This is a genomic window from Rheinheimera sp. 1928-s, assembly GCF_029269265.1.
In the GTDB taxonomy this organism is placed as follows: Bacteria; Pseudomonadota; Gammaproteobacteria; order Enterobacterales; family Alteromonadaceae; genus Pararheinheimera.
The window spans coordinates 487,191-503,621 of record NZ_JARIXP010000002.1 but is presented as its reverse complement, the minus strand read 5'-3'; the positions used below and the strand labels follow the sequence as shown (position 1 = coordinate 503,621).

At 47.0% G+C, this 16,431-nt stretch carries 10 protein-coding genes; 9 read left to right on the top strand and 1 reads right to left on the bottom strand.

Annotated features, from left to right (window positions below):
• The first annotated feature begins 387 nt into the window (after positions 1 to 387).
• From pdhR to P3C17_RS07100, 5 genes are all read left to right on the top strand, one after another.
• Complete coding sequence (pdhR, locus tag P3C17_RS07120) at positions 388 to 1,149, top strand: pyruvate dehydrogenase complex transcriptional repressor PdhR (protein ID WP_233078757.1); 762 nt, start codon at positions 388 to 390, stop codon at positions 1,147 to 1,149.
• A gap of 68 nt (positions 1,150 to 1,217) precedes the next feature.
• Positions 1,218 to 3,884, top strand: a complete 2,667-nt coding sequence (gene aceE / locus P3C17_RS07115; protein WP_300928758.1) for a pyruvate dehydrogenase (acetyl-transferring), homodimeric type — start codon at positions 1,218 to 1,220, stop codon at positions 3,882 to 3,884.
• An 11-nt stretch (positions 3,885 to 3,895) separates the two neighbouring features.
• Positions 3,896 to 5,521 (top strand): pyruvate dehydrogenase complex dihydrolipoyllysine-residue acetyltransferase, encoded by a 1,626-nt coding sequence (gene aceF, locus P3C17_RS07110; protein WP_300928757.1) that lies wholly within the window; start codon positions 3,896 to 3,898, stop codon positions 5,519 to 5,521.
• A 143-nt stretch (positions 5,522 to 5,664) separates the two neighbouring features.
• Positions 5,665 to 7,077, top strand: coding sequence for a dihydrolipoyl dehydrogenase (lpdA, locus tag P3C17_RS07105; protein ID WP_300928756.1), 1,413 nt, complete (start codon positions 5,665 to 5,667; stop codon positions 7,075 to 7,077).
• A gap of 155 nt (positions 7,078 to 7,232) precedes the next feature.
• Positions 7,233 to 9,323 carry a M13-type metalloendopeptidase gene (locus P3C17_RS07100; RefSeq protein WP_300928755.1) on the top strand — a complete coding sequence of 697 codons (2,091 nt, stop codon included), beginning with the start codon at positions 7,233 to 7,235 and terminating at the stop codon, positions 9,321 to 9,323.
• A 93-nt stretch (positions 9,324 to 9,416) separates the two neighbouring features.
• On the opposite strand, the gene P3C17_RS07095 is transcribed toward P3C17_RS07100, so the two are convergent.
• Positions 9,417 to 10,265 carry a hypothetical protein gene (locus tag P3C17_RS07095; RefSeq protein WP_300928754.1) on the bottom strand — a complete coding sequence of 283 codons (849 nt, stop codon included), beginning with the start codon at positions 10,263 to 10,265 and terminating at the stop codon, positions 9,417 to 9,419.
• 630 nt (positions 10,266 to 10,895) lie between these two features.
• On the opposite strand from P3C17_RS07095, the gene acnB reads away from it, so the two are divergent.
• The 4 genes from acnB (at position 10,896) to P3C17_RS07075 (ending at position 15,744) form a co-directional block, all read left to right on the top strand.
• A complete protein-coding gene (acnB, locus tag P3C17_RS07090) occupies positions 10,896 to 13,493 on the top strand; it encodes a bifunctional aconitate hydratase 2/2-methylisocitrate dehydratase (RefSeq protein WP_300928753.1) in 2,598 nt (865 codons plus the stop codon).
• A 74-nt stretch (positions 13,494 to 13,567) separates the two neighbouring features.
• Positions 13,568 to 13,942 (top strand): YacL family protein, encoded by a 375-nt coding sequence (locus tag P3C17_RS07085; protein ID WP_300928752.1) that lies wholly within the window; start codon positions 13,568 to 13,570, stop codon positions 13,940 to 13,942.
• A gap of 181 nt (positions 13,943 to 14,123) precedes the next feature.
• Positions 14,124 to 14,462, top strand: a complete 339-nt coding sequence (glnK, locus tag P3C17_RS07080) for a P-II family nitrogen regulator (protein ID WP_008899672.1) — start codon at positions 14,124 to 14,126, stop codon at positions 14,460 to 14,462.
• 10 nt (positions 14,463 to 14,472) lie between these two features.
• A complete protein-coding gene (locus tag P3C17_RS07075) occupies positions 14,473 to 15,744 on the top strand; it encodes an ammonium transporter (RefSeq protein ID WP_300928751.1) in 1,272 nt (423 codons plus the stop codon).
• Positions 15,745 to 16,431: the final 687 nt, after the last annotated feature.

The window sequence follows — 16,431 nt, the reverse complement described above, 5'->3', positions numbered from 1 at the left end:
TTGCGACGATGTCCATGGAAGGACGGTATGTCGCAACTGTAGGGTGATAGCGGTCTTTCGAAATGCCAACAGTTTGGCATTTCGCCGGTATCACGCCTTCGCGTCTGGCGGAGGCCGGGCTCTTGTTGCGACGATGTCCATGGAAGGATGGTATGTCTTTAATGTTAATGGTCAGACCAATTCTCTTACTGCATTTTTCCTCTGTTAATCCAGAGCTTTTACTCTAATTATTTACCCGCTTTGGTCGCATAATTCCGCAGTTTAATTTACAGTTTGAATCCTTTCTGCTAAGTTATGCCGCATTAAATTGAATTGGTAAGACCAATTTACAAGTGGTCAACTTAAAATAGCCAAAACAATAACCAGAGACTTAACATCAAGGTGGCAATGTCCAGTCTGAGAATCAAACCTGCCAAATTGTCCGATCAAATAGTCCAGCAACTGGAACATATGTTGCTGGAAGGTACTTTTACGCCCGGACAAAAGTTACCGCCTGAACGTGAACTTGCGCTGCAATTTGATGTCTCCCGTCCATCTTTACGTGAAGCTATTCAGAAACTCGAAGCCAAAGGTTTGGTGAATCGCCGTCAGGGTGGTGGCACTTATGTCTGTGAAAATCTGGCTGTGGGTTTAACCGATCCGTTATTTGCTCTGATTGGCCGTCACCCAGAGTCGCAATTTGATTTACTGGAGTTTCGTCATGCTTTAGAAGGCATTTGTGCTTATTACGCAGCTTTGCGCGGTACACAAGCTGATTACGAGTTGATTAAACAACGTTACGAAGAAATTTGTGCTGCCCAGCAGCAACAGGATTTAGACGCTGAAGCGCGGTCAGTTGGCCAGTTTTATTCGGCGGTTGCAGAGGCATCGCATAATGTGGTGCTTTTGCATTTGGTGCGCGGCTTAACGCCGCTGGTAGAGCAAAACATTAAGTTGAACCTTGAAGTTTTGCGGGAAAAAGAAGGCATAGTGAGCCAGCTGAATTCGCACAGGCATCGCCTGATGCAAGCGGTGATCAATGGCGAGCCGGAGCAAGCCCGGCAAGCCAGCAACAGCCATTTAGCCTTTATCGAAGAGGCATTGCTGGAAGCTGACCGGGAGCGCTCACGCATTGAACGCTCGCTCAGACGTTCACAACAGAGCGAATGAGCGTAAGCATACTTTTTAACTGTTAATGTTCCGCTCTCTGGCGTGGAACTGATTAAGGAAACTTTGATATGTCTGAAGTCAATAAGACTGACATCGACGCGCTCGAAACCAAAGAATGGTTAGAGGCTCTTGAATCTGTAGTTCGCACCGAAGGTGTAGAGCGCGCTCAGTTCCTGTTAGAACAAGTGCTGGAACAGGCTCGTCTGGAAGGCGTGGATATGCCAACAGGCATCACCACCAATTACATCAATACCATTCCGCCACAGCAGGAACCTGCGTATCCGGGTGATGTAAATCTGGAAAAACGTATCCGTTCAGTGATCCGCTGGAACGCTATTATGATCGTTTTACGCGCTTCGAAAAAAGAGCTGGATTTAGGTGGCCACATGGCCTCTTACCAGTCTTCAGCTGCGTTTTACGAAACCTGTTTTAACCACTTCTTCCGTGCGCCTAATGAAAAAGATGGCGGCGATTTGGTGTATTACCAGGGCCATATTTCTCCGGGTATCTACGCCCGTGCTTTTGTTGAAGGCCGTTTAACAGCGGATCAACTGGACAATTTCCGTCAGGAAGTGGGTGGTGAAGGTTTATCCTCTTACCCACACCCTAAATTAATGCCTGAATTCTGGCAGTTCCCTACTGTTTCTATGGGCTTAGGTCCTATCACTTCCATCTATCAGGCCCGTTTCCTGAAGTATTTAGATGGCCGTGGTATGAAAGATACCAGCCAACAACGTGTTTATGCCTTTTTAGGTGATGGCGAGATGGATGAGCCGGAAAGCCGTGGTTCTTTATCTTTTGCTGCCCGTGAAAAGCTGGATAACCTGTGTTTCCTGGTGAACTGTAACCTGCAGCGTTTAGATGGTCCTGTGATGGGCAACGGTAAAATCATCCAGGAACTGGAAGGTTTATTCCGCGGCGCTGGCTGGAACGTGATTAAAGTAGTCTGGGGCAGTGGCTGGGACAAGCTGTTAGCCAAAGACACCACAGGCAAGTTACTGCAGTTGATGAACGAAACTGTAGACGGTGACTACCAGACTTATAAAGCCAAAGACGGCGCTTATGTACGTCAGCATTTCTTCGGACGTTACCCTGAGACTGCAGCTTTAGTGGCTGATATGACAGATGAAGAAATCTTCGCGTTAAAACGGGGTGGTCATGAGCCGTCCAAGTTATACGCAGCCTTTAAATCTGCTCAGGAAACCAAAGGTCGCCCAACAGTGATCCTGGCCAAAACCATTAAGGGTTATGGCATGGGTGAAGCGGCTGAAGGCAAGAACATTGCGCACCAGGTCAAGAAAATGGATATGACCCATGTGCTGCAAATCCGTAAGCGCCTGAATCTGGAAGACTACATCAGCGAAGAAGATGTACAAAGCCTGCCTTATATTCAGCTGCCTGAAGGTTCACCTGAACATCAGTATCTGCATGCCCGTCGTAATGCGTTAAATGGTTATACGCCAGTGCGTTTACCGAATTTCACCAAGGCATTAACTCTGCCAGAACTGAACGTGTTTGAGCCTTTGTTGGAAGAGCAAAAACGTGAAATTTCCACCACTATGGCTTTTGTGCGTTCGCTGAACGTCTTGCTGAAAGATCCAAATATCGGCCAGCAAATTGTGCCTATTATTGCTGACGAAGCTCGTACTTTTGGTATGGAAGGTTTATTCCGTCAGATTGGTATTTATAACCCACGTGGCCAGACCTACACGCCGGAAGACCGCGCTGTAGTGTCTTACTACAAAGAAGAAACGTCAGGTCAGGTATTGCAGGAAGGGATCAACGAGCTGGGCGCTATGGCGTCATGGGTCGCCGCTGCTACTTCATACAGCACCAACGATCTACCGATGATCCCATTCTATATCTACTACTCGATGTTTGGTTTCCAGCGTGTGGGCGATATGGCCTGGTTAGCGGGCGATCAGCAAGCCCGTGGTTTCCTGTTAGGAGCTACCGCCGGCCGTACGACCTTAAACGGTGAAGGCTTGCAGCACGAAGATGGTCACAGCCATATTCTGGCAGGCACAGTACCTAACTGTATTTCCTACGACCCGACTTACTCGTATGAGTTGGCGGTGATCATCCAGGATGGTATCCGTCGTATGTACGGTGCTGAACAGGAAAATATTTACTACTACATTACAGTGATGAACGAAAACTACCATCACCCTGCTATGCCAGCAGGTGCTGAAGAAGGTATTCGTCGTGGTATCTATAAACTGGAAAGCCATGCTGGTGAAAAAGCCAAAGTTCAGCTGTTAGGCAGCGGCACTATCATGAACGAAGTGCGTAAAGCGGCTGAAATTTTAAGTGAAGACTACGGCGTGGGTTCAGATGTGTTCTCCGTGACTTCATTTAACGAGTTGGCGCGAGATGGTCAGGATTGTGAGCGTTTCAATATGCTGCATCCTATGGCTGAAGAGAAAGTGCCTTATATTGCTCAGGTGTTAGGCACAGCTCCTGCTATTGCTGCCACAGATTACATTAAAAACTATGCCGATCAGGTGCGTTCATTTATGCCTTCGGTATCTTATAAAGTCTTGGGTACAGATGGTTTTGGCCGTTCTGACAGCCGTGAAAATCTGCGTCGTCACTTTGAAGTGAATGCGGGTTACATAGTTCTGGCGTCGTTACGTGAACTGGCTAAACGTGGTGAAATCGATAAGCAGTTAGTGGCCGACGCCATTGCCCGCTTTGGTATCGACACCAATAAAACTAACCCATTGTACGCATAAGAGGATTTGTCATGACGATTGAAATTCATGTGCCGGACATAGGTGCGGATGAAGTTGAAGTCACCGAAGTACTGGTAAAAGTAGGCGACAAAGTCACGCTGGACCAGTCTTTGTTATCGGTAGAAGGCGACAAGGCTTCAATGGAAGTACCAGCTGCACAAGCCGGTACTGTCAAAGAAATTAAAGTCAAAGCCGGCGATAAAGTAAAAACCGGCTCACTGATTATGGTTTTTGAAGCTGAAGGTGGCGCTGTTGCAGAGCCAGTAGCTCCAGCTCCTGCGGCTGAACCAGCCCCTGCTGCCGCAGCTCCGGCAGCGCCAGCGGCTGCAGAGTTAAAAGAAGTTCAGGTACCTGATATTGGTGGCGACGCCGTTGAAGTGACTGAAGTGATGGTGAAAGTCGGTGACTCTGTTGCCGCTGACCAGTCTCTGTTGTCCGTTGAAGGCGATAAAGCCTCAATGGAAGTGCCGGCGCCATTTGCAGGTACTGTCAAAGAAATCAAAGTGAAAGTAGGCGACAAAGTACAAACAGGCTCTCCAGTCTTTGTATTTGAAGTGGCTGGCAGTGCTCCGGCAGCTACAACTCCTGCGGTAGCCGCTCCGGCTGCTGTTGCTGCGCCTGCTCCAGTCGCTGCTCCAGCGCCTGTTGTATCAACTCCGGCTGCAGCACCATCTGCTCCTGCAAGCGAGTTTACTGAGAATCAGGCCTATGCTCATGCATCTCCTGTGGTCCGCCGTTTAGCCCGTGAGTTTGGCGTCGATTTAAGCAAGGTCACAGGCACAGCCCGTAAAGGCCGTGTGCAGCGCGAAGACGTGCAAAATTATGTGAAAAACATTATTGCGCAAGTGGCGTCCGGCAAAGGCAACGTCACAAGCAGTAGCAACAGTGTGGGTTTTGATTTAATCCCTTGGCCAAAAGTGGATTTCAGCAAATTTGGCGCTGTGGAAGAAAAACCATTGTCACGTATTCAGAAGTTATCTGGTGCGAACCTGCACCGCAACTGGGTACGTATTCCGCATGTGACTCAGTTTGATGAAGCTGATATCACGACTTTGGAAGAGTTCCGCAAAGAGCAAAACGCTCTGGCTGATAAAAAGAAAATGGGCGTTAAATACACCCCGTTAGTCTTCATTATGAAAGCCGTTGCTAAAGCGATGGAAGAGTTCCCAACCTTTAACAGCTCGTTATCGGAAGATGGCGGCAGCCTGATTCTGAAAAAATATGTGCACTTAGGTATAGCGGTCGACACGCCAAACGGCTTAGTAGTGCCCGTAGTACGTGATGTAAACAAAAAAGGTATTATCGAATTGTCCCGCGAGCTGCAGGAGATTTCGTTAAAAGCCCGTGAAGGTAAACTGACAGCTGCGGATATGCAGGGTGGATGTTTTACCATCTCCAGCTTAGGTGGTATTGGTGGTACGGCTTTTACGCCTATAGTCAATGCGCCTGAAGTGGCTATTCTGGGGGTGTCAAAATCGGATATCAAACCTAAGTGGAATGGTAAAGAATTTGAACCACGCCTGATGGTGCCATTATCTGTCTCTTACGACCACCGTGTGATTGATGGTGCTTTGGCGGCGCGTTTCACCGCTACTCTGGCATCTTATCTGGCGGATATTCGTCAGATCATTATGTAAGACGAAACACGACTGAAAGTTGTCCCATGTTCTGAAAAGATACGGGACATCTTTCAGGTAGGGTGATAAAATTCCGTCACTTTATTTCCTGGCCGTCTGATTTTACAGGTGGCTATCTTAGCAAAAGATAAAAAGGTAAAACGATGAGCAACGAAATCAAAACTCAAGTTGTGGTGTTAGGCGCCGGCCCTGGTGGATATTCTGCAGCATTTCGCGCAGCTGACTTAGGTCTGGAAGTGACTTTAGTTGAAGCACGCAGCACACTTGGTGGTGTTTGTTTAAATGTTGGCTGTATCCCATCTAAAGCTTTATTACATGTCGCTAAAGTGATCGACGATGCTAAAGAAATGGCATCTCACGGTGTAACTTTTGGTGCGCCACAAATCGATTTAGACAAAATCCGCGCTTGGAAAGACAAAGTAGTAGCCCAGCTGACCAACGGCTTAGCCGGTATGTCTAAAATGCGTAAAGTTAAAGTAGTGACTGGTTACGGTAAATTCACTGGCCCAAATACGCTGGTTGTGGGTGATACCACTATTACTTTTGAAAGTGCCATTATCGCTGCTGGTTCTGAGCCAGTTGCTCTGCCATTTATTCCAAAAGATGATGCCCGTGTGATCGACTCTACCGGCGCTCTGGAATTAAAAGACATTCCGGGCGAAATGCTGGTTTTAGGTGGCGGTATCATTGGTTTAGAGATGGGTACTGTGTACCGTGCTTTAGGCTCTAAAGTCTCTGTAGTTGAATTTGCTGACCAGCTGGTTCCTGCTGCTGATACGGATCTGGTGAAGGTGTACACCAAGTACAACAAAGACAACTTCAACATTATGCTGTCGACTAAAGTGACTGCTGTTGAAGCCAAAGCTGACGGTTTGTATGTCACTTTTGAAGGTAAAAACGCACCGGCAACGCCAGTACGTTATGACAAAATTTTAGTGGCAGTGGGCCGTCGTCCAAACGGTTCTCTGTTAGATGCAGCAAAAGCTGGTGTAACTGTAGATGAACGTGGTTTTATCAATGTAGATAAACAACTGCGTACTAACGTGCCTCATATCTATGCGATTGGTGATGTGATTGGTCAGCCAATGTTAGCGCACAAAGCTGTACATGAAGGTCATGTGGCTGCTGAAGTTATTTCTGGCCTGAAGCACTTCTTCGACCCACGTTGCATTCCTTCTGTGGCTTACACAGATCCGGAAATGGCATGGGTAGGTATCACTGAAAAAGAAGCCAAAGAAAAAGGCGTTGCTGTTGAAACAGCTACTTTCCCTTGGGCAGCTTCTGGCCGTGCTATCGCTTCAGCCCGTACTGAAGGTTTCACTAAGTTAATTTTCGACAAAGAAACGCACCGTATTTTAGGTGGCGCTATTGTCGGTATTAACGCTGGCGAAATGTTAGGTGAAATCTGCTTAGCAGTAGAAATGGGTGCAGATGCTGAAGACATCGCTCTGACTATCCATGCTCACCCAACTTTAAATGAATCTATTGGTTTAGCAGCTGAGATGTACGAAGGTTCTATCACTGACCTGCCAAATCCAAAAGCCAAGAAAAAATAAGCTTCACTCTGTTATAAGAGATTAAGCACAAAAACCGGCAACTGCTTCGCATTGCCGGTTTTTTTATATTTTGTTACAACTTCCATTAACAAAAAATGGCCTGCCGGAGTAGTATAGTGAGGTTATTTAACCCACTTTGGCAGGAACCCATTCGAATGAAAAAAATTACCTTAACTGCGCTGAGTGTTGCCATAGCACTTGGTCTGGCAGCCTGTGGCAAAGCCCCTGAAACCACCACAACTGAAACCGCAAAACCAGCAGCAGAACAACAAACAACAGCAGAGGTAGCCGCTTTAGTTTCTGGTGTGGATAAAGAAAACTTTGATTCGACAGTACGTTTTCAGGATGACTTCTTTTTAGCTGTGAATGGCGGTTGGCTGAAGAAAACTGAAATTCCGGCAGATAAATCTTCCTATGGTTCTTTCCATATACTGGCGGATAACTCTCAGTTAGCTGTGAAAGCTATTATTGATGAAGTCGCCAGCCGCACTGATCTGGCCCCAGGTTCAGATGGCCATAAGTTAGGTAGCTTCTACAACAGCTATATGAACGAAGCCAAGCTGGAAGAATTAGGCTTAACAGCTCTGCAGCCACAGTTAGAACTGATCCAGAGCTTAAAAGAGAAAACCCAACTGGCCAGTACGTTTGCGTCTTTACAACGTGATGGTGTAACTATTCCGCTGAGCTGGTATGTCAATAACGACGCGAAAAAATCCACTGAATATGCTGTGTATTTTGACCAGAGCGGTTTAGGTTTACCAGACCGCGACTATTACACCAAAGAAGACGAAGCCTCGAAAAAAATTCAGGCAGATTACCAGACCTACCTGCTGGATTTATTTACTTTAGCTAAGCATGCCGACCCTGCAGCTGCAGCACAACGTGTTTATGCACTGGAAACTGAGCTGGCTAAAAATCAGTGGACCCGGGTTGAAAACCGTGACGCAGACAAAACCTACAACAAGGTATCTAATGCTGATTTAAGCAAAACCCTGGGGGACTTTAGCTGGAGTGATTTTGCTGCAGCTTCAAAACTGAGCAATGTGAACGAAGTCATTATCGGTCAGCCAAGCTACTTTGAAGCTTTAGGTAAACTTGTTGCGACCACAGATGTGCAAAGCTGGCAGGACTACCTGACCTTCCATACCATCAATGCCTTTGCTGACAAGCTGAATAAAGCGTTTGAAGACCGTCAGTTCCAGTTTTATTCAGCAACTTTACGTGGCATTAAAGAGCAAAAACCACGCTGGAAAAAAGCTGTGGATGCCAGTGACGCTGTGCTGGGTGAATTAACTGGCAAGCTTTACGTTGAACGTCACTTTAAACCTGAAGCCAAACAACGTATGGAGATGCTGGTCGCCAATTTGATCAGCGCTTATGAGCAGTCTATTAAAGAGCTGGATTGGATGTCGGAAGACACCAAAAAGGCTGCTTTAGTCAAACTGAGTACTTTTGTGCCAAAAATTGGTTACCCGAACAAATGGAAAGATTACTCCAATCTGGACATCAAAGCCGATGACTTAGTGGGTAACTTTGTTCGTTCCACCCACTGGGGTTACGATCAGATGCTGGCCAAATTAGGCAAGCCAATCGACAAAGACGAATGGTACATGACACCTCAAACCGTCAATGCCTATTACAACCCGGTGAACAATGAAATTGTGTTCCCGGCTGCTATTTTGCAACCGCCGTTTTTTAATATGGCAGCAGAAGATGCAGTCAACTATGGCGGCATAGGGGCAGTGATTGGTCACGAAATTGGCCACGGTTTTGATGATCAGGGTGCTAAGTACGACGGTGACGGTAACTTACGCAACTGGTGGACAGAGCAGGACGAAACCAAGTTCCAGGCTTTGGGTAAAGCCTTAAGCGCTCAGTACAGCAAATTTGAACCTGTGACAGGTCACTTTGTAAACGGTGATTTGACCTTAGGTGAAAATATCGGTGACTTAGGCGGTTTAACTGTCGCCCTGAAGGCCTATCATTTATCGCTGCAAGGCAAAGAAGCACCAGTGATGGATGGGTTCACCGGTGATCAGCGTGTGCTATTAAGCTGGGCTCAGGTATGGCGTTCGCAATACCGTGAAGAAATGATGAAACAACAGCTGGCAACAGGTCCTCATTCGCCTCCACATTACCGAGTCAATGGCATAGTGTCGAACTTGCCTGTGTTCTACACAGCTTTTGATGTGAAAGAAGGTGACAAGCTGTATGTAGCGCCGGAAAATCGTGTGAAAATTTGGTAACTCTCAGACTAAATCTGCACTAATAATAAAAAGGGGCCGCTAAACGGCCCCTTTATTGTTTTAAGGGTGATTGATTAAATGATTCCACCTTTTTTAGAGGCTATCCGTATCAACAAACAGAGAGACTGGTGTAGTAGTGCTGATGTTGAGTGCTGCCTTTGACCAGGTAGTATAAAACGAAGACTGGATAAAGGCATTTACACTGGCTGCCACATCAACAAAAAAGCTGGCAGGGGTTAACTGGCAGTTGGTGCAGGCAGGGCAGTGACCATCACAGAAACTGCAGTGAAAGTACTTCGGCGAATAGCCACATGGACCCCAGGAATAAGTAGCCTCAACTCGATAAAAGGCTCGTTTCCCGGTGCTTTTTTGATAGGCAGCCTGCGCTGCATCTTCTTTGGTCACAAAGCAGGTGGTGACATTAAAACCCCATACCATGTAAGGCAAGTTGATGTTGGCTGCACTGCTAATATTGTAGGGGTCGATACTGAACAAGGCATCGGCCAGAGTGTTATCCGCAGCTACCGCATAGTGCGCTGCCTGACCGCCGGCTGAGTGGCCTCCCAGCACATAATGGTTGATACCACTGCACTTGCCTGCAGCCCAGGTCGGCATATTGGCTTTGATTTCTGCGACCAGCGCTGCATAAGCCGTTGCGTCAGTTTTCGTCAGGCCTCCGACATTGTGATCGATAATCACTGTGGCATAGCCGTAGCTGGTTATGGCGCTAGACAGGCTATCGTAACTGGAAGTGGACATAGCAGTACCTACAGCCAGAACTACTACGTCACAGCTGGTGCTGCTGCTTGCAGGCAGGTGCACCCGTACGCCGCCATTGTTCAGACTGTAATCGGTATAAGCCAGCACAGTGCCACTACAGAGGGCTGCGCTTAACAGACTCAGGGATGCCAGAAACTGGCGCAGAGATTGAGTGAATTTCATTGTATTTCCTTGTTGCTTTTGTTGGGATTAAAAGCCACATCGACCTGCCACCTTAGGCACAACAAGGCAGCGCAATGGCGCGCTGTCTCAGCCAGTTTTTACTGCTGATTATTTGGTAGCCCGGGTCCATATGGCCTGGGTTTCATCCTTGTCTTATGGCATCTTCTATGGGCCCTTCCTTGTTCTGTCGGCTGAAGCTGAGCAGTCGGGTTAGAAATACCACAGTGGCCGGTTTCCGTTTAGCCACCTGATCCTTAATTTAGTGATCAGCTTCACCTGGCACCTGCTTACGTCTTCAGGCGGGTATCAAGCTGTCATGGAGTTTAATGAACTCTAAAGCTGTATAAATTGCATTAGCATTAATGCTATGTCAATAAATCATTTTGAGGTTGTTCAAATAATTTTAAAACCTTGATCCCGACAGTTTTTGTTCGAAGTAGCATCATTTTTGAGAATGATTCTCAACTGGATGGGGTATTCACGAAAGTTATAGCGACTATAAGCTTGCTTGCTTATACTCAGGTGTCAATTCAGGCGGTTTTTTCTTATAATCCAGCCTGTTCGAGATTCCTGTCTATCGCTGCGGTACTGATACAGTACTCTGTGGCGACCTAACCAGAGGACATTACTGTGCTTCAACAATACCGTGAACATGTGGCCGAACGTGCGGCTCAAGGCATTCCTCCGTTGCCACTGAATGCTCAACAAGTGGCGTCGTTAACTGACTTACTGAAAAATCCACCAGCGGGTGAAGGCGAATTCTTAGTTGATTTGTTAGAAAACCGTATTCCGCCAGGCGTGGACGAAGCAGCTTATGTCAAAGCTGGCTTCTTAACTGCTGTCGCCAAAGGCGAAGTATCAAGCCCTTTAGTCAATGCAGAGCGTGCAACTGAATTATTAGGCACCATGTTTGGTGGCTACAATATCCAGCCAATGATCGACTTGCTGGATAACCCACAATTAGCTGCTTTAGCAGCGAAAGGTTTATCTCATACTTTACTGATGTTTGATTCTTTCCATGACGTGAAAGAAAAAGCAGACGCAGGTAATGTGCACGCCAAAGCTGTATTACAAAGCTGGGCGGATGCCGAATGGTATACCAGCAAGCCTGCTATCCCTGAAAAAATCACTGTGACTGTATTTAAAGTTACAGGCGAAACCAACACTGACGATTTATCGCCAGCTCCTGATGCCTGGTCACGCCCTGACATCCCTCTGCACGCTTTAGCTATGCTGAAAAACGTGCGTGATGGTATCGAGCCTGATGCACCTGGTTCAAAAGGCCCGGTCAAGCAAATCGAAGCGCTGATCGCCAAAGGTTTCCCACTGGCTTATGTCGGTGATGTGGTCGGTACTGGTTCAAGCCGTAAATCAGCGACGAACTCTGTGCTGTGGTTTATGGGTGATGACATTCCATTCGTACCAAACAAGCGTACTGGTGGTGTGTGCTTAGGCAGCAAAATTGCACCTATTTTCTTCAATACTATGGAAGATTCTGGTTCATTACCTATCGAGTTAGATGTGTCGACCATGAATATGGGTGATGTGATCGACATTTTCCCACATCAGGGTGTGGTTAAACGCCATGGCACTGATGAAGTGATTTCTACCTTTGAACTGCGTTCTAACGTACTGCTCGATGAAGTGCGCGCTGGTGGCCGTATTCCTTTGATCATCGGTCGTGGTTTAACAGACAAAGCCCGTGAAGCTTTAGGCTTACCTCACTCTACAGTGTTCGAACGTCCTGCTGTAACTGAAGTGACCAACAAAGGTTTCACTTTAGCCCAGAAGCTGGTCGGTAAAGCCTGTGGCGTGAAAGGTATTAGGCCTGGCCAATACTGTGAACCAAAAATGACCACAGTAGGTTCGCAGGACACTACAGGTCCTATGACCCGTGATGAGTTAAAAGACTTAGCCTGTTTAGGTTTCTCTGCTGACTTAGTGATGCAGTCGTTCTGTCACACCGCGGCTTATCCAAAGCCGGTTGACGTGAACACGCACCACACGCTGCCAGATTTCATTATGAACCGTGGTGGTATCTCTTTACGTCCTGGTGATGGTGTGATCCACAGCTGGTTAAACCGTATGTTATTACCAGACACTGTAGGTACTGGTGGTGACTCTCACACCCGTTTCCCTATTGGTATCTCTTTTCCGGCAGGTTCTGGTTTAGTGGCTTTTGCGGCTGCTACCGGTGTGATGCCACTGGATATGCCTGAGTCTGTGCTGGTGCGTTTTAAAGGTGAAATGCAGCCTGGTATCACTTTACGTGATTTAGTACATGCAATTCCTTACTACGGCATCAAGCAGGGCTTGCTGACGGTTGAGAAGAAAGGCAAGGTCAATATTTTCTCTGGCCGTGTGTTAGAGATTGAAGGTCTGGAACATTTAACGGCTGAACAAGCCTTTGAATTATCTGACGCTTCAGCTGAACGTTCAGCTGCTGGTTGTACTATCACTTTGTCTGAAGCTTCAGTGGCTGAGTACTTAGAATCCAACATCGTGATGTTAAAGTGGATGCTGAGCGAAGGTTACGGCGATGTGCGTACTATTGAACGTCGTGTTCAAGCGATGCAAGCCTGGTTAGCTGATCCAAAACTGGAACGTGCTGACGCTGATGCTGAATATGCGGCCATCATCGAAATCGACCTGGCTGATATTAAAGAGCCAATTCTGTGTGCACCAAATGACCCGGATGATGCACGTTTGTTGTCGCAAGTTGAAGGCGACAAAATTGATGAAGTCTTTATCGGTTCTTGTATGACCAACATCGGCCACTTCCGTGCTGCCGGTAAACTGTTAGACAAGTTCAAAGGCCAGATCCCAACCCGTCTGTGGATAGCTCCACCAACCAAGATGGATAAAGATCAGCTGACCGAAGAAGGTTATTACGGTATTTACGGCCGCGTGGGTGCCCGTATTGAGATCCCAGGGTGCTCATTATGTATGGGTAACCAGGCTCGTGTAGGCGACAATACCACAGTGGTATCTACTTCTACCCGTAACTTCCCGAACCGTTTAGGTCAGGGCGCTAACGTCTATCTGGCTTCTGCTGAATTAGCAGCTGTGTCTGCTATTATCGGCCGTTTGCCAACAGTGCCAGAGTACCTGGAGTACGCTAAACAGATCGAAACGACGGCTGCGGATACCTACCGCTACCTGAATTTCCATCAGATGAGCCAGTACACCAGCAAAGCGGCTAACGTGATTATTCAGCAAGCTGTGTAATTCGTTTTAACCTGATGCCAGAGGCCCGCTAAGCGGGCCTTTTTATTCGCCATTATTCTTGGGGCAGGTGAGTGATGGAATTCGATTTTATTTACAACACTGATGCGAAGCGCTACAGCCTGAAGTTAAGTTCTGAGCAGCTGGCATTACAGTGTTTTTTGCTGGATGAGTTTGAGCCTAAGGCAAGTGCGTACCAGCTTCTGTTAACGCAGCTACAACAGCTAGATGCTCAGAGTCAGTATCAATGGGATGGCAAAGAATATCGTCTGACGGTACAGGCTTCTGAAGTGGTGATTTGTCATTACGCATTGTTGCAGGACGAAAGTCCTCACATGGAGTTGGATCCTGAGCAGGATCTGGAGTTGGATCAGAGTCAGCTTTATGCTGAATGTGGCCTGGAAGATTTGCTGCATTTAGTGCGGCAATGGCAGCAATTTTTACCTGCCTGATTTGGTTTTTTTATCCATCAGCTGCACTCTGGCAGTGAATAAACGCACCTTATTGGTGCGTTTTTTTTGAGCGTTTTGAATTTTATTTTGTAACTCATTGAAAAATAACATTTATAAATCTTGGCACAAGGTTTTCTTGTCTTATTGGCAAATGCAACAAGACACCATAAGGATAATAACCATGAAACTCGTATGTGCCATCATCAAGCCATTCAAGCTTGACGATGTCCGTGAAGCCATAGCGGACATCGGTATTGAAGGTCTTACTGTGACAGAAGTGAAAGGCTTCGGTCGTCAGAAAGGTCATACAGAACTCTATCGGGGAGCGGAATATCAGGTCGACTTTTTACCTAAAGTAAAATTGGAGATCGCGGTATTGGATGAAAACGTCGAGCGTTTATTGGAAGTGATCCAAAAAGCTGCACACACAGGCCGTATCGGTGACGGGAAAATCTTCGTTTACGATCTCGAACAAGTCGTGCGTATCCGCACAGGTGAAATGGACTCAGAAGCCATCTAAGGGGTAAATCATGCAGGAACAAATTTATCATTTACAGTTTGCAATGGACACTTTCTACTTTTTGGTGTGTGGCGCTTTAGTGATGTGGATGGCGGCTGGCTTTTCCATGCTGGAAGCCGGTTTAGTCAGGGCAAAAAATACCACGGAAATTTTGACTAAAAACGTGGTGTTGTACTCAGTATCATGTGTGATGTATCTGGTCTGTGGTTATCAGCTGATGTATGGCGGCGGCTACTTCTTAACAGGTATTGGCGAAGTGGATGTTGCTCAGACTTTAACCAGTTTCGCCGAACGTGAAAATGGTTTTGAAGGCAAAGCGATTTATTCCAAAGCTTCAGACTTTTTCTTCCAGGTGGTGTTTGTAGCAACTGCTATGTCTATCGTATCAGGTGCTGTGGCTGAACGTATGAAGCTATGGGCTTTCCTGACCTTTGCTGTGGTCATGACAGGTGTGATTTACCCAATGGAAGGTTCGTGGACCTGGGGTGGCCAGTCTGTGTTTGGTTTATACAGCTTAGGTGACTTAGGTTTCTCTGATTTCGCAGGTTCAGGCATAGTGCATTTGGCTGGTGCCGCAGCTGCTTTAGCTGGCGTGATCCTGTTAGGCGCCCGTAAAGGTAAATATGGCAAAGACGGTAAAGCTCATGCATTCCCTGGCTCCAACATGCCACTGGCGGCTTTAGGTACATTAATTCTGTGGTTAGGCTGGTTTGGCTTTAACGGTGGCTCTGTGCTGAAGTTAGGTGATATTGCTAACGCCAATGCGGTAGCAGTGGTGTTCTTAAATACCAATGCAGCTGCCGCTGCCGGAACTATTGCTGCAATTGGCTTGTCTATGCTGTTGTTCAAAAAGGCTGATTTAACCATGGCGTTAAACGGAGCCTTAGCTGGTCTGGTTGCTATCACTGCTGAACCTTCTACACCAACACCATTAGAAGCTTCTATCTTCGGTGCTATTGCCGGTGTGTTAGTGGTTGGTTCTATTCTGGCCTTAGACAAGTTAAAAATTGATGACCCTGTAGGTGCAATTTCTGTGCACGGTACTGTAGGTTTATTTGGATTATTGATTGTTCCTCTGACCAAGCCGTCAGCCTCATTAATGGGTCAACTGGCTGGTGCTGCTACTATTTTCGTCTGGGTTTTTGTTGCCAGCTCTATAGTGTGGTTTGCTTTGAAGATGACAGTGGGTATCCGTGTCACAGAGCAGGAAGAATATGAAGGTGTTGATCGTTCAGAGTGCGGTGTAGAAGCCTATCCTGAATTTGTATCGACAGTAAAGTAGGCAGCCTGGGAAGAGCCGGTGGGGCTTCTCAGGAGCTGGTTGCCAAGCCAGCCGCTACGCAAGTAGCAGTTGGTCTTGGCAACTAAACTCGTACCACCAAATTCGTCTATCCTTGTCCTTTGTCTTTATCAGACAACCCCGGCGGCGTAAGCTTCCGGGGTTTTTTCTTGTGGTCTTAGCCACGGACCTGTGCGCTGTTTTAGTGCAGTCGCCAAATCATTTTGCAAAGAACGCCTGTAATCTAACAGCTGTTTTCAAACAGGAAAAGAGCCTTGGTGAAAAAAACAACATTATTGTTAGTGCGAAAACTCTAAATTGCCTCAGAGTGGCGCAAGAAATGCTTTGAGATGGTGCATGTGTGAGGGGGAAGGTTGCAAATAAATAAATAAAAGCGGTTGCTCTGAAAATAAGACGGGCCGCGAACTTCGCGGCCCCTAAAACTTGGTGGCGTCCTTCCAACCACTATCCCTGATGGATCATCCCTGTGTTCATCCTGAACAATCCGACTGCATCCCCGCAGCATCCTTCTCCATCTAACTCTCATCCTGAGAGTACCTTCTGCCTCCGGCAGAGTCCTTTTCCTTGTATCTTCATCCTGAAGATGTATGCTCAATCCGGAGCCTGTCCCGTTCATCCTTGTGCTACCCTGCATAATCCTTTGGTATCCAAGCGTCCTGCTGCCACCTC